The sequence below is a fragment of the Streptomyces sp. NPDC050704 genome (genome assembly GCF_040654355.1).
GTDB lineage: Bacteria > Actinomycetota > Actinomycetes > Streptomycetales > Streptomycetaceae > Streptomyces.
This window is the reverse complement of record NZ_JBFAHW010000023.1, coordinates 37,920-49,956: the sequence shown is the minus strand read 5'-3', so window position 1 is coordinate 49,956 and position 12,037 is coordinate 37,920. Positions and strand designations below refer to the sequence as shown.

The window sequence follows — 12,037 nt, the reverse complement described above, 5'->3', positions numbered from 1 at the left end:
TCGTGCGGGCTGCCGAAGGCCCGGTGCAGGTCAGGGCCGTCGGCGAGGAGCTGGGCCTTGAGGTGACGGTGCGCGGGAAGCTGGAACCGTTGCGGGCGAAGATGACCGAGCTCGCCGACCGCGGCTGGCTGCACAAGCGTCCTGACGGCAGGTTCGCCGCACGCTCCCAGGCGTAGGGAGGCGGGCGCCGACGGGGCGTAACTGGCGGTCCCCCGGCGGCAGTTGAGTTGACCGCTTGCAGGTGAACGCGGCGTGCCCACCGTCGAAGTGGCAGAGCTGCAAGGCTGTCGGTGTCGCGCAGGAGGCCGCCGGGTAGCGGGACGCAGTCAGCCGCGTGATCGCACGCGATAAACCCGGCGACGTCCGCGACCATCCCCGGGATACTGGTCGCCCATGGATGAGGTCAAAGTCGTCGTCGCCCACTCCGAGCGCGCGACCCTGCGCGTCGGCGACGTGTTCCTGAAGGTGGACGCCGATCAGACGCGCATCGACGTCGAGGTCGAGGCGATGGCCCTGGCGCCGGTCCCGACCCCGGAGGTCCTGTGGCGCAAGCCGCCCGTGCTCGCGCTCACCGCACTCCCGGGGACGACGCTCGGGCGCCTCGGCGGGCCGTCGACCGGGTCGCCGGCGGCGTGGGCCGCGGCGGGCGCCGCCATCCGAAAGCTGCACAAAGCGCCCCCGCCGCCCCGGCCGGGCCGGGCCGGTCGGGGCATTGTCGCGCTGGCGGCGGAACTCGACGCCGAGTGCGAGCTGCTCGTGACGAACCGCGTCCTTCCCACCGACCTGGTCACCCGCAACCGCAAGGTCGCCGAGGCCGCGCTCCGACCTTGGACTCCGGCGTTCACGCACGGCGACCTGCAGATCGCGCACGTCTTCGTCGACGGCGACGAGGTCACCGGCATCATCGACTGGTCCGAGGCGGGCCAGGGTGATGCCCTGTACGACCTCGCCACCTTCACGCTCGGACACGAGGAGCACCTCGATGACGTCATCGCCGGCTATGGCACCGACATCGACCTCGACGTGATCCACGCGTGGTGGTCGTTGCGAAGTCTGCTGGCGGTTCGCTGGCTGATCGAGCACGGCTTCGACCCCGCCGCGCCGGGCTGTGAGATCGACGTACTGAGATCCCGGATGTGAGGCTGCGCGGGCCCGACTGCTATGAGTTATGAGTGCCTACTGACACATCGAGCAGGCCCACGTCTTGAAGCGCATCGCCTGCCCTTACTCCCGGCAAAGTGCGGGATCGCTCCTTTCACGACCCAGCGGTACACACCCAGGCCGGAGCCGTGCTCGGTGCCGCGCCGGGCAATGTGGCTGAAGTCCGAAATGGAAGCGGCTCGCGAGTTGGTGGGTCGCACGCATTTCCCCACTCCCGAGCCGGTCGCGCTGGGTGAACCCGGTGCGGGCTACCCGCTTCCGTGGTCGGTGCAGACGTGGCTGCCGGGCATCGTGGCCGCCGACGAGGACCCGGGCGAATCGTCCGCGTTCGCCCGCGACTTGGCCGATCTCATCGGCGACCTGCGCGCGATGGACACGCGTGGCCGCACGTTTGCCGGCACAGGTCGAGGAGGCGACCTGCAATCCCATGACACGTGGATGGAGACCTGCTTCAGACACAGTGAGCAGCTCCTGGATGTCCCCGCACTTCGCCGCATCTGGGCAACTTTGCGTGACCTGCCGCGAGGTGCGGCTGAGGACGCCATGGCCCATTGCGATCTGATTCCTGGCAACGTGCTCGTGTCCGCCGGTCGGCTTGCGGGGATTCTCGACGTCGGAGGCTTCGGGCCGGCTGACCCTTCGCTGGATCTTGTGAGTGCGTGGCATTTACTCGACGCTGGGCCGCGACAGGTGCTCCGTGATCACCTGGGTAGCGACGACCTTGAATGGGAGCGAGGCAAGGCGTGGGCTTTCGTTCAAGCGATGGGGTTGGTCTGGTACTACGTCGAAAGCAACCCGGCCATGAGTCGGATGGGGCAACGATCCTTGGAACGTGTCATGGCGGATAAATCGCTCGCGTGATCTGCCGCCCCGGACATGGCCGCTGACCCTCTTGATCGTGAGGCCCCTCAGAGGCAGCCGACACGGGAACCAGTCGCGTCACGTGTCGGCGACGCGTGAATCGTGACGGTCACGTCCGCTGGAGTGGTGTGACGTGTGGAACGTGTGCCGTGGCGAGCGGGTCCGAACAGTGGATCGGATCGCCGCCGATGATCTGTCCGAGTCGGAGACAGGTCGTTTCCACCCGAATGTGCAGCGGCCGGCCCTGCGCCCGAACGGAGACACCGTGGTGACCCCGGACGGAGTGGTTGCCGGCCTTTCCGCAACCCCGCCCGTGCCCCACCAGACCCGCCGTTGCGGCGTCCGGCGATCCGCTCCCGCCCGATGAGGCGGTCCGGTCGAACCCCGAATGGGCCGGAGTCTGCGCAATGTCTTGACGTGTTCATTTTCGCCATCAACCATGCCTTCAGCTCGATTGATTCTGGTCGGTTCTGTTCGCCTCTGTGTTGTGGAAGGAAGTGCTTTGTCCAGCAGACATCGCATGGTCCGGGTGTTGGCGCCAACGGTTCCCCTGGTCCTCGGCGCGGGTCTCATCGCCGCTCCCGTCGCCGCCGCCGCGGATCCACCGCCGCAGAGCGCGGTGACGGTGCGGATCGACCCCTCCTACCAGCAGCAGGAGTTCGAGGGGTGGGGTACGAGCCTCGTCTGGTTCGCCAACGCCACCGGCGGCTACCCGGACCCCATCCGCAGACAGCTCGTCGACATGCTGTTCGGCAAAGACGGTCTCGGCCTCAACATCGCCCGGTACAACATCGGCGGCGGCAACGCCCCCGACGTCCGCAAGGACTACATGAAGCCGGGCGCGACCATGGAGGGCTTCTGGAAGGCCCCCGCCGGAACCACCCAGCAGGACCAGGACTGGTGGGACCCCGAGAACCCCGACCACTGGGACTGGAAGGCCGACGCCAACCAGCGCTGGTGGGTGGACCAGGTCAAGAAGAAGGTCACCCGTTGGGAGGCGTTCAGCAACTCGCCGCCGTGGTTCCAGACGGTCAGCGGGTACGTCTCCGGAGGCTTCGACGCAGGCGCGGATCAGATCCGTACGGACCGGGTCGACGAGTTCGCCACCTACCTCGCGCGCGTGACCGAGGAGTTGGAGAAGAAGCACCGCATCAAGTTCGACACCATAGCCCCGCTCAACGAGCCCAACACGCCCTACTGGGGCACCCAGCTGGGAGCGGACGGCCAGCCCACGGGCGGTCGGCAGGAGGGCGCGCACGCCGGGCCCGAACTCCAGCAGAAAGTGGTCCTCGCGCTCCGCAAGGCGCTCGACGCCGAACCCGGCACACGCGCCAAGATCTCCGCGATGGACGAGACCAACCCCAGCATCTTCACCCAGAACTGGAACGCTTACGGCGCCCCGGCACGCGCCGCTGTCGACCAGCTCAACGTCCACACCTACGGCACGGGTATGCGCACCAGCGCGCGCGACATCGCCAAGGGCGCCGACCAGAAACTCTGGATGAGCGAGGTCGAGGGCACCTGGGGCACGGGCACCGACTTCACCAGCATGGAACCCGGCCTCGGGATCGCCGGCCGCATGGTCGACGACATGCGCGAACTGGAGCCCTCCGCCTGGGTGTTCTGGCAACCCGTCGAGGACGCCATACCCCAGGCCGCGGCGGGCAAGAACTGGGGCAGCATCCACGTCCCGTTCAACTGCACGGCCAAGGACACGCTCGAAACCTGCCCGATCAAGACCAACTCGAAGTTCCACACCATCCGGAACTTCACCCACCACATCCGTCCCGGCGATCACTTCGTGAAGGTCGACGATCCGTCCAGCGTCGCCGCACTGAAGAAGTCCGGCAACGCGGCGACCGTGGTGCACGTGAACAGCGGCACGTCCGCGCGCGCCGTGACGCTCGATCTCTCCCGCTTCGGCAAGGTGCGGCACAAGGCATCCGTGACCCCCGTGGTGACGAGCGCCGACGGCGCGCTCGTCCGGGGTACGCCGGTCCGGGTCTCCGACCGGTCGGCCACGCTGTCCGTCCCCGCGAAGTCCGTCACGACCTTCCTGGTCGAGGGGGTCAGCGGCGTGGCGAAGGACGCCGCCCTGGTGCGGCCGGACCATGTCTACCGGCTGCAGGGTGCACAGAGTGGCAAGTCGCTGGCTCCCTCCGACGACGGGAGTTCGGTCGTCATCCGCACGACCGATCCCGGCGCGGCCGAACAGCTGTGGTCCGTCGAGCAGTTGACCCGCGGCACCGACAACCGCGAGCGCTACACCGTCACCAACGCCACGACCGGCAAGCGACTCGCGGTACGCGACAACCAGGCCGTCCTCGAAACCCCGGAGGGCAGCGGGGCCAAGGACGCCGCCACACAGTGGATCATGTCGACGACCGGCGACAACACGTGGACGTTCGTCAACGCCGCCACCGGCCGGCTGATCGACGTCACCGGGCAGTCCTCCACGGACGGCGCCAAGGTGTCCACGTACACCCCGACCTCGGCGGCGAACCAACGCTGGGCCGTGACCGACGAGACGGTGCTGCGCACCGAGACGGCCCAGGCGTTCACCGTCCCCGGGCTGGCGCCGGAACTCCCCGAGACGGTGACGCCGGTGTTCCGGGACGGCGCGCGGGGCGCCCTGCCCGTGGTGTGGACTCTTCCGCCGGACCGGAAGTGGCGCGACGCCGGGACGGTACACGTCAAGGGCCAGGCGACGGATCCGCTGGGGCGGAAGATCCCCGCGAAGGCGGTGGTCACCGTCGACACAATCGCGTCGACCCTCTCCGGTCGCGCCAAGACCTACACGGGTGGGAAGCCGGAGCTGCCGGCCACCGTCGTGGGTGTGGGCAGGAACGGCGGCAGAGCCGATCTTCCGGTGACGTGGGAGGCGGCACCTGACGGGGCGTTCGACAAGGCCGGGGTGGTGACCCTGCACGGCGCCGCGCAGATCGTCGACGGCACAACGGCCGACGCCACCGCGCGTGTGCAGGTCACCGCACCGGCTCAGACCAACATCGCGCGCGACGACGATGTCTCGGTCGGCGCCACGTTCACCGAAAACGGCTACTCCGCTGAGCGGCTGCGCAACGGCACCCTGTCCGAGAAGGCCTGGTCCAACTGGAAGTCGGGCACCAAGAACCCGTCCGACTCCATCACCTTCACGCTGCCGGCCGCGCGCGACCTGAACCGGATCGTGGCCCACTTCCACCGGGACGGGAGCACCGCCTCCTTCCCCGCGAGCCTCAAGGTGCAGGTACGGCCCGCCGCCGGCGGTGCGTGGGTCGACGCGAGTGACGAGATCACCGTAGGGACCGAGGGCACACCGGTGGTCGACGTCCCACTGGACGCGGGACCGGCGACCGAGGTGCGGGTGGTCATGACCGCACGCCAGAACAGCTACATCACCCTGGGCGAGATCGAGGTGTACGCCAAGACCCCCGGCGTCTCCTCCGACGCCGCCGCCACGTCGCTCGCGGTGGACGGCGTGCCGGTCCCGTCGTTCGACCCGGACACGACGGACTACCGGGTCGTCACCGACCGCCCGAACCGGAGCACGGTCACGGCGACGGCTCGGGACCCCTACGCGGCCGTGACGGTCGACAGGACCGACGAGTCCGGTCGCACGACGGCCGTCGTCTCCGTAACCGGTGAGGACGGGTCCAAGACGCGCGAGTACCGGATCGAACTCGTGCGGCGCTGAGAGAAGACGCCGTCGGGGAGGGAGCGACGGGCAGGCTCCCTCCTCCCTCCCCCTTCCCCCTTTTGCCTCCCCTTTCGCTCAGCTCATGTCCGCGCCGGCCGCGGCCGCGACGACGCGGTCCCGCTCGGTGGATGTGAACAGCCCCTCGGACAGCCAGCTGTCGGCGAGGGTGCGTACCGCCCGCACGAAACGGCCGGAGTCCATGAAGGGCGCCTGCTCCCAGAGGACGTCGAGGAAGGTCAGACCGTCACCGCGGGCGCGGTTCGGTACGCCGGAGTCGGTCGCACCGAACACGACCACGGGTTCGGCGCGTTTGAAGTAGGCGTGGTAGCGGGTGTCGTCCGCGACGTGGAACGGGGCCAGGGTCAGCCCGTGGGTGGTGAAGTGCATCGGGCGGCCCTGGGGTTCGACCGCGTCGGCGAGATCGCCCCGGAGCGTGAAGTCCTTGTAGAAGGAGAACTCGCGGAACCGCGCTTCCTGGCTGCGGGCGACCAGCAGGACAGGACCGTAGAACAGTGACTGCACGGCGGGATCGTCCAGGGCCCTCTCCATACGCAGCCGGTAGGGAGCGGAGATCGCGATCCGGTCGCCGCGCCGCCAGTTTCTGCTCAGGGTGAGGTAACTGCCGGGCACCGCCTCGGCTCGCTGCCGGACCCCGTTGACCGTGACGGTGAAACCTGCCGTGGCCCAGGACGGGACCCGGAGCCTCAGGTCGAGCCTGCCGCCGCCCTCGCGGAAGGTCAGGGTACGGACGCCCTCGGCCGGATAGTTGCTCGTCTGCTCGATGACGAGCCCTCGCTCCGGCCACCGCAGTGTCGAGGCGAGGTAGAGGTTGACGTAGAGCGCGTTGGCGTCGGCGGAGCGGAAGTAGACGGAGTCCTGGTACTTGGTGTGGTTCTCCATGCCGGTGCCGCCACAGCAGGTGCCGGTGTTGCCGTACTCGCGCACGACCCCCGGGCCCATTCCGACGAAGTAGGTGACGTCCGGGCTGCTCGTGCCGGGGGCATCCCGGCGGGAGGCGAGGATGTGGTTGGTCAGGCCCCGCTCGTAGTAGTCCATGTAGGCGGGGTCCGGTTCGTGGAAGAACAGCTGCCGGCTCAGTTTGAGCATGTTGTACGTCGCGCAGGTCTCGGCGTTCTTGTCGTCGAGGGTGGCCGCGATCGCGTTCCGGGCGCGGAACATCTCGCCCTGGCCCGTGCCGCCCAGGCTGTACATCCGGGGGCCCGCGACCATGCCCCAGAAGTTGCGGGCCGCGGCGGCGTATTCGTCTTCCCCCGTGTGGTCGAACAGCCGCAGATAGCCGGTGAACTGCGGGATGTGCTGGTTGGCGTGCCTGCCCTCCAGGATGTCTCGGTCCTCGGCGCAGGCGTCCAGCAGCGCGGTGTTGTCGAAGCAGCGGGCGGCGGCAAGGTGCTCCTGCCGGCCGGTGAGGGCGTACAGGTCGGCCATCACCTCGTTCATCCCGCCGTACTCACCGGCGATGTAGATCGACCACATGCGCTCCAGCTGTGCTTTCGGCAGGCGGCCGAGCCGGCTGTGCACCCAGTCGCCCAGCTTCGAGGCGATCGTCAGGGCCTGCGCGTTCCCGGCCAGGGTGTGCGCGTCGAGAAGACCACGCAGGATCTTGTGGCAGGTGTAGTACGGCGCCCAGATGGTGGGGTACGTCGTGTAGCTCTCCAGCAGGATGAACTGCGTCTCCGGGTACGCCGCGAGGTAGCCGGGATGGCTGGGTCTCGGCGAGCCGTGCTCCGCCAGGGCCTGCTGGCACTCGCCGAGCGCGCCCACCAGGTAGTCGAGCTTGGTCTTGAGCGCGGCCTCCCGGGTGTCCGCGTACGCCTGGGCCACGAGGGTGAGGAAGTGCCCGCCGTAGTGGCCGCGCAGGTTGCCGTCGGCGGTCTCCCAGCCGCCGGGCGGCCGGGCGCCGCGGGTGTCGAGCCCGGCATTGGCCCGGAAGACGGCCAGGATCCGGTCGGCCGGATAGGACCTGGCGTAGTCGAGCATCAGGTCGCGCTTGCGGCGGAAGACGCCGTCGCCGAGCGTCACTTGGTCGAGGGGAAAGGGTTGTACGGCCCAGGTGGGTGGCAGGGGTATCGGAGCCACAGTGGCCTGGGCGGGCGCCGCCGACAGGGCCGCTCCGGTGGGGGCGGCGTGCGCCGGCGTGACCGCCTGTACGAGTGGAACGGCGGCCGCTGATCCGGCTGCGAGCCTCAACAGGCGGCGACGAGTGGGGGGTTGGGACATGCTCGGACTCCGATCGTGAGTTGTCGGTGGGCACGGGCGGGAGAACGGCAGGACGGAACCACGGCGTCACGACGGGGAGGGAATCACGGTTGCTCCGACCAGGGCAGGGCCAGGCTTCTTCGGTGGTGGCGCCTTCCCGGTCTGTGCACGGCTACCCTCCTGCGACGGTGCTGTCCGACTCTGCGGGGCGGTCTGGTTCTCCGGGACGGTCCGGTTCTCCGGTGGGCAGCCACACCCGCATCGTCGACGGCCCGCGGTTGGCCCACGAGTGATAGGGCACCAGGACGATCCCCGCGCGGTCGGCGGACGTCGCGGCGGGACGGCCGAGCGGCCGGTACGGCCAGCCGGCGTCGCTGTCCTCGGCGTGCGTGGCGAGTTCGCCGGCGACGACGACGGTGCCGCCCGCGCCGTCCGGTCCGTCGGCCGGCTCGGCGGACGGATCCACTCGTATCGCGTCGACCTCGTGTCCGCCCGGCAGGTCCACGGACTCGGCGCAGTACACCAGTGGCCCGCGTTGGACGGCCGCCGTGCCGCGTACCGCGTCGATGCGCGGGTCGGCTCGGACCCAGCGCGGGGCCACGGGCAGTTCGAGCCGTATCTCGTCACCGGGCCGGAAGACGCGGGTGACCTCGGCCGTGCCCGGGGCGACCGCACGGCGTACCCCGTCCGGGTCGACCAGCCACGCGGTCGCGCCCGCCGTCCACCCGGGCACGCGCAGCGAGAGGGTCCAGGGGCGGTCCGGAGACCTGCCGATCCGTACGGTCACCGTCCCGCCGGACGGGTAGTCGGTACGGACCCGCAGCGCGACGCCGTGACCGTCGGCGAGGGACGTGGCGATCTCCGCGTCCGCGTACTGGTGCAGCTGCAGTCCGTGGTCGTCCGCCGTGGCCAGGTAGGCGGGCAGCTGGGCCAGCGTCCGTGCCACGTTGGTCGGACAGCAGGACACCGCGAACCAGGGCGCGCGCAGACCCGACTCGGCACGCGGGCTCACGGCGTCCGCGGCGGGCACGGCGCCCCGGTGGCGCCGGTGCAGGGTGTTGGCGTAGAAGAAGGCCCGGCCGTCCTCCGCCGGGCAGGTGGCGACCACGTTGAACAGGGTCCGCTCGGCGAGGTCGGCGTAGCGCGGCTCGCCGGTGGCCAGCAGCAACCGCCAGCCGAGCAGCACGGAGGCGACGCCGGCGCAGCTCTCCGAGTAGGCGCGGTCCGGCGGGAGGACGAAGTCGTCGCCGAAGGACTCGTCCCGGTGGTGCGAGCCCATCCCGCCGGTCACATAGGTGCGCCGCGCGACCGTGGCCTCCCACTGTCGTACGACCGCGGCGAGCAGTGCGTCGTCCCCGGTCTCCACGGCCACGTCGACGGCGCCGGCCGCGAGGTAGAGGGCGCGGACGGCATGGCCGCGCAGCACCGTGGCCTCCCGTACGGGCAGGTCGTCCTGGTAGTAGGCGCGGCCGAACTCGGTGTCGGCGAGGGTGCGGTGGCCGCGGCGGTCGACGAAGAGGGCGGCCTGGTCGAGGTAGCGCTGCTCCCCCGTCAGTCTGGCCAGCTCCACCAGGGCCGTCTCGATCTGCGGGTGGCCGCAGACGCTCTCGATGCCGCCGGGGCCGAAGGTGGCGCAGACATGGTCGGCGGCCCGCCGGGCGATCTTCGCCAGTTCGCCCTCGCCCCGGGCCCGGGTCTGGGCCACGCCGGCCTGGATGAGGAACCCGAGGCAGTAGAGCTCGTGGCCCCATTCGAGGTCGCTGTAGCGGGGCTGCTGTCCGGGGCGGCCGAAGGCGGTGTTCAGGTAGCCGTCCGGTTGCTGGGCGGGTGCGACGGCGTCGGTGAGCGCGGCGATGTCCGCGTCGAGTCGGGTGTCGTGGCCGTTGGCGGCCTCCCAGGCCATGGCTTCGAGGAGCTTGTAGAGCTCGGAGTCGGCGAACTCCCGGCCGCGCCGGTCCCGGTGGATCCGGCCCTCGGCGGCGGCCCGGAAGTTGCCGGTCCAGCCGACGCGTTCCATCCAGTCGCGGCAGTGTCCCAGGGTGGCGGTCGCGTTGACGTGACGGCGCCGGGCCCAGAAACCCCCGGTGATCCTGACCTCGTCGAGACCGAGCGGTCGCAGCCGGCCGCGGGTCGGCGCCACCGGCAGGACGTGTGACCGCGCTGTGTTCTCCTTCACCACTTCATGCCTTCGGTTCGTCCCTTCGCTTGTCCGTCCCGGTCGTTCGAGGCTCAGCCCTTGAGCGCGCCGGACATGAAGCCTCGTATGTAGTGCCGTTGCAGCAACAGGAAGAGGAGCAGGCAGGGGACGGCGAGGACCACCACACCCGCCTCGGTGGCGCCGTAGTCGACGGCGCCCATGCTCTGTTGCCGCAGGTTCGCGACGGCCAGCGGCAGCGGGGCCTTCTCGCTGTCGGAGATGAGGATCAGCGGTGCGATGAAGTCGTTCCAGGCCGCGAGGAACGCGAACAGCCCGACGGTGATCAGTCCCGGTCGCACGGCCGGCAGGAGGACGCGGCGCAGCGCGCCCGCCGTGCCGCAGCCGTCGACGAGCGCCGACTCCTCCAGTTCGCGGGGCACCGCCTCGAAGGAGATCCGCATCATGAAGGTGGCGAACGGCAGTTGGAACATGGCCAGTACCAGGCTCAGCCCGATCAGCGAGTTCTGCAGGTGGAGTCTGCCGAGCAGGACGTAGAGGGGGATGAGGAGGGTGGCGTACGGGACCATGAGGATGGCCAGGGTCAGCAGGAACAGCAGGTTCTTGCCCGGGAACTCGAAGCGGGCGAAGGCGTAGCCGCCCAGCAGCGACACCCCGAGGGTCAGGGCGACGGTCAGCGCCGAGACGACGGTGCTGTTGAGGAGGTACCGCCACAGGCCCGCGTCGTAGTCGAGCAGGGTCCGGTAGTTGCCCAGGCCGTAGCCGGATTCCTGCGCGGTGCCGGGCTGTCCGCTGACGGAGGCCCAGGCGTTCCACACCAGCGGGAAGAGGAAGATGACGGCCAGCCCGCCGGCGACGACGTAGTAGGGCGTCCGGCCGAGGGCGCGGGTCAGCACCGTGGTGTCCCTTCTCATGAGCTGCGGCTCATGACTCGTCGGCGCGGCGCAGACCGCGGAACTGCAGGACGTTGAGGAGGAGCAGCACGGCCAGCACGATGATCGACAGGGCCGCCGCGGTGCCCAGGTTCAGCCGCTGGAAGGCCTCCCGGTAGATCAACTGGACGATGGTGACGGTGCTGTTGTCCGGTCCGCCCTTGGTGAGGATGAAGAACTGGTCGAAGGCGAGGAGCGATCCGGTCACGCACAGCAGCAGGGTCAGGGCGAGGGACGGGCGCAGCAGCGGCAGCGTGATGGAGCGGAAGATCTGGCCGCGGCTCGCGCCGTCCATGCGGGCCGCCTCGAACACCTCCTGGGGGATGCGCTGGAGGCCCACGAGGAGGATCAGCATGTAGAAGCCGGCGAACTTCCAGACGATGAGGAAGACCGTCGACAGCAGGGCGGAGGTCGGTGTGCCGAGGAAGGACACCGGGTCGTCGACGAGGCCGAGGCTTTCCAGGATGCTGCTGAGCGGGCCGGTGGTGGGGCTGTACAGGCCCCAGAACAGCAGGGACGCGGAGGCCAGCCCCAGGGCGCTGGGCAGGAAGTACACCGTGCGGAAGAAGCCCGCGCCGGGTCGGAACTCCTGCACCAGCAGGGCCAGGAGGAGCGCCAGACCGAGGAGGACGACCGTGACGATCACGGTGTAGAGGAGGGTGAAGCGGACCGCGGGCCAGAACAGGGTGCTGTCGGTGGCGTCGGTGTAGTTCTCGGGAGCGTTGACACCCCGGTCTCCCGCGAGGAGCGGCCAGTCGCTGAGGGACATCTGCCCGACGAGCAGCAGCGGCAGCAGGAAGAAGACCGCGACGAACACGGCGGTGGGGGCCGCGTAGGCAAGACCCTTCACCTTGCGGGACCGCCACCGGGGTGGGGTGGCGCGGGACGGACGGACCCGGCGTTCCGGCCGGGTCCGGGGTTCGGCCGCCGCCGGGTCGGCCGCCTTCACCTGCATGGCTCTCCTCTGCCGTGTGACGTGGGAGGGGTGATGCGGAGGGTTGATGCGGAGGGGTG

General features: G+C 69.9%; 8 protein-coding genes. 4 read left to right on the top strand and 4 right to left on the bottom strand.

Annotated features, from left to right (window positions below; genetic code table 11):
• Positions 1–2 precede the first annotated feature (2 nt).
• From AB0I18_RS16155 to AB0I18_RS16140, 4 genes are all read left to right on the top strand, one after another.
• Positions 3–176 carry a hypothetical protein gene (locus AB0I18_RS16155; RefSeq protein ID WP_363106102.1) on the top strand — a complete coding sequence of 58 codons (174 nt, stop codon included), beginning with the start codon at positions 3–5 and terminating at the stop codon, positions 174–176.
• Between the two features lie 217 nt (positions 177–393).
• A complete protein-coding gene (locus AB0I18_RS16150; protein ID WP_363106101.1) occupies positions 394–1,140 on the top strand; it encodes a phosphotransferase in 747 nt (248 codons plus the stop codon).
• 171 nt (positions 1,141–1,311) lie between these two features.
• Positions 1,312–2,022 (top strand): phosphotransferase, encoded by a 711-nt coding sequence (locus AB0I18_RS16145; RefSeq protein ID WP_363106100.1) that lies wholly within the window; start codon positions 1,312–1,314, stop codon positions 2,020–2,022.
• 520 nt (positions 2,023–2,542) lie between these two features.
• The gene (locus tag AB0I18_RS16140; protein ID WP_363106177.1) at positions 2,543–5,716 is read left to right on the top strand and encodes a glycoside hydrolase; all 3,174 of its coding nucleotides are present in this window, start codon (positions 2,543–2,545) and stop codon (positions 5,714–5,716) included.
• A 78-nt stretch (positions 5,717–5,794) separates the two neighbouring features.
• On the opposite strand, the gene AB0I18_RS16135 is transcribed toward AB0I18_RS16140, so the two are convergent.
• The 4 genes from AB0I18_RS16135 to AB0I18_RS16120 form a co-directional block, all read right to left on the bottom strand.
• Entirely contained in the window at positions 5,795–7,957 is a 2,163-nt protein-coding gene (locus AB0I18_RS16135; protein WP_363106099.1) for a beta-L-arabinofuranosidase domain-containing protein, read from the bottom strand.
• 151 nt (positions 7,958–8,108) lie between these two features.
• Positions 8,109–10,112, bottom strand: coding sequence for a beta-L-arabinofuranosidase domain-containing protein (locus tag AB0I18_RS16130; RefSeq protein WP_363106098.1), 2,004 nt, complete (start codon positions 10,110–10,112; stop codon positions 8,109–8,111).
• A 53-nt stretch (positions 10,113–10,165) separates the two neighbouring features.
• On the bottom strand, positions 10,166–10,987 hold the full coding sequence (locus tag AB0I18_RS16125) for a carbohydrate ABC transporter permease (RefSeq protein WP_363106176.1): 822 nt from the start codon (positions 10,985–10,987) through the stop codon (positions 10,166–10,168).
• Between the two features lie 28 nt (positions 10,988–11,015).
• Positions 11,016–11,978, bottom strand: a complete 963-nt coding sequence (locus AB0I18_RS16120; RefSeq protein WP_363106097.1) for a sugar ABC transporter permease — start codon at positions 11,976–11,978, stop codon at positions 11,016–11,018.
• Between the last annotated feature and the right edge of the window lie 59 nt (positions 11,979–12,037).